Here is a 2,657-nt window from a genome sequence, read left to right as displayed (position 1 = left end):
GACGGCGCGCGCCAAGCGGCGATCGCGATGGACTGGCTTCGCCAGAACGGCTACCAAGATCTGCTCAGCCGCGCCAGTGTGGTGATCAACCAGGTTTCCCCGGGCAAGCCGAATCTGGACGTCCAGGATCTGCAGCAGCAATTCGAGCGTCATCTGCAGCCGGGTCGTGTCATCTTGCTCCCGTGGGACAGGCACATCGCGGCCGGAACCGAGATTTCCATCGACCTGCTGGGTTCGACTTTTCAGCGCAGGATGCTCGAGTTGGCCGCGGCCCTCTCCGATGACTTCGACAGGCTCGAGCGACGTTGAGCGCGCCCGCCGCCGCCGCGGTCGCCCCGAGTTCGACACCGAGCCGGCCGGCGGCCACCCGCGTCACCGTCCTCACCGGAAAGCGGATGACGGACCTGGTGCTGCCGTCTGCGACGGCCATCGAGACCTACATCGACGAGACAGTCTCGGTGCTGGCGGAGCTACTCGAAGACACCCCGGCCGATGTCCTGGCCGGGTTCGATTTCGCGGCCAACGGCGCTTGGGCCTTCGCGCGTCCCGGTGCGCCGCCGCTGAAGCTCGACCAATCGCTGGATGAAGCCGGGGTTGTCGACGGGTCGCTCCTGACGCTGGTCGCGGTCAGCCGCACCGAGCGGTACCGACCACTGGTCGAAGACGTCATCGATGCTGTCGCGGTGCTGCAGGAATCCCCTGAGTTCGACCGTGCGGCATTGAATCGCTTTGTCGCCGTGGCCATTCCGGTCGCGGCCCTGGTGCTGACGGTGTTGTCGCTGCTGGCGTGGTCGCATTCCGGGCACCCGCTGTGGTGGGCGCCCGCTCTCGGCTTTCTGGGGATCGGACTGCTGGTGGGCAGCACGGTCGCCAGGAGCCGGTACAACAACCTCGATATGGCGGAAAGCCTTCTGGTCGGTGCCTTCTCGATGATCGCGGGTGCGGTCGCCTTGGCGATTCCGCTGCCGCGCGGAGTCGGCGCCCTGGGCGCGCCTCAGCTCGCAGGGGCAGCACTGGCGGTCCTGCTGTTGACACTCGCCACGCGAGGGGGTCCGCGCGGGCGGGCGGAGCTTGCGTCCTTTTTAGCCGTCACCGCGGCGGCGTCGACGGCTGCGGCAATCGCCTATGGATACGGTTGGCAGTACTGGGTTCCCGCCGGCGCGATCATGTTCGGATTGTTCGTCGTGACGAACGCGGCCAAACTCACCGTCGCTGTCGCGCGGATCGCCTTGCCGCCGATACCGGCGCCGGGGGAGACCGTGGGTAATGAGGAACTCCTCGACGCCGTCGAGGCACCCCACGCCTCGGATGAAGAATCGGCGACGTGGCAGGCCATTATGGCGTCGGTACCCGACTCGGCGGCCCGGCTGACCGAACGAAGCAACCTGGCCCGGCAACTGTTGATCGGGTTCGTCGCCGCGGGCACGTTGGTGCTGGCAGTCGGTGCGGTCACGGTCGTGGTACGCGGGCATTTTTTCATGCACAGTCTGCTCGTTGCTTTGCTGATCGCAACGGTCTGCGGATTCCGGTCCCGGCTGTACGCCGAACGGTGGTGCGCATGGGCGCTGTTGGCGGCGGCGGTCGCCATCCCGACCGGGGTGGCGGCGCGGGTGAGTCTCTGGTACCCCAACAGCGCCTGGGTGGTGCTGGCGGCGTATCTGGCCGCCGGGGCGATCGCGATCGTGACGATCGGTGCGACGTCGGGGGTGCGGCGGGTATCGCCGGTGACCAAACGCATCTTGGAGATGATCGACGGGGTGGCGATCGCAGCCGTCATTCCCTTGCTGTTGTGGATCGCCGGTGTCTACGACTTGATTCGCAATCTCCGGCTGTGAGTAAGGAGGCCAACCGATGACACATGAGACGCTCAGGGTGGATCACGAAAAACTGGCGCAGGCCGGGGGCAAACTGGCCGAGCACGCCGAGAACATCCCCAAAGCGCCGGAGCCTTTCACCGTCTCGGGCAGCGATCCGCTCTCGGTAGCGATCGCGGCGCAGGTGGCCAAGATCGAAGAACCGATAGTCGGGCCATGACGCTGGACGACGCCGCCGACAAGGCAAAGACGTTCGCGGCCAACATCGTCAAGGCGGCCGGCCGATATGCCGACACCGACGGTGATCTGGGAAACCGGTTCGGGCAGCAGCAATTCGGACCCAACGGCAGTCAGGGCCAATCCGGCGGTGCCGGCGGATCGTCCGCGGGCTCAGCCATGGGCAGCATGAGCCAGATGGGCCAGATGATGCAAATGCCGATGCAGATGGCCGGACAGATGATGCAGGCGCCGATGCAGATGGCCGGCATGGTCGGCTCGCTTCCCCAGATGTTGATGCAGGGCGTGCAGAGCCTGGGCGGCATGGCGGGAATGGGGCACGGCAGCCAGCACGATCAGAGCGAAGCAAAGCCCGGCGATCCGCCAGCTGATCAGCCCGACAAAGACAACCAGGACAACCAGGACAGGCCTGATAAGCCAGCCGAGCCGCAGCACCACGCGGCCGGACCACCGCGAGAACGCCTGGAGCCGACACCGGACCTGGGCCCTGGCGCGTCGGGCGGACAGTCGAGTGCGCCCGCGGCTCCGGTAGCGCCGTCCGCGCCCGTTCGGCCGGTCACGCCCCGACCAGAAGTCGAGTTGTAGCGGCAGCTACCGCGCTGCGAG

4 protein-coding genes are annotated in these 2,657 nt (G+C 66.9%); all 4 read left to right on the top strand.

Annotation, left to right across the window (positions count from 1 at the left end):
• Positions 1-309: MinD/ParA family ATP-binding protein (locus AC2VOG_RS10470; protein WP_486939827.1), on the top strand; the 309-nt coding region annotated here is incomplete at its 5' end.
• Complete coding sequence (gene eccD / locus AC2VOG_RS10465; RefSeq protein ID WP_486939826.1) at positions 306-1,835, top strand: type VII secretion integral membrane protein EccD; 1,530 nt, start codon at positions 306-308, stop codon at positions 1,833-1,835. The genes AC2VOG_RS10470 and eccD, both read left to right, overlap by 4 nt.
• Positions 1,836-1,851: 16 nt before the next feature.
• The gene (locus AC2VOG_RS10460) at positions 1,852-2,034 is read left to right on the top strand and encodes a hypothetical protein (protein ID WP_486939825.1); all 183 of its coding nucleotides are present in this window, start codon (positions 1,852-1,854) and stop codon (positions 2,032-2,034) included.
• A complete protein-coding gene (locus AC2VOG_RS10455) occupies positions 2,031-2,636 on the top strand; it encodes a hypothetical protein (RefSeq protein WP_486939824.1) in 606 nt (201 codons plus the stop codon). The genes AC2VOG_RS10460 and AC2VOG_RS10455 overlap by 4 nt, the downstream gene beginning before the upstream one ends.
• Positions 2,637-2,657: the final 21 nt, after the last annotated feature.

The sequence above is a fragment of the Mycobacterium sp. TH-M11 genome (genome assembly GCF_057473725.1).
The sequence above is the reverse complement of the archived record's forward strand: the minus strand, read 5'-3'. Positions and strand labels throughout refer to the sequence as shown.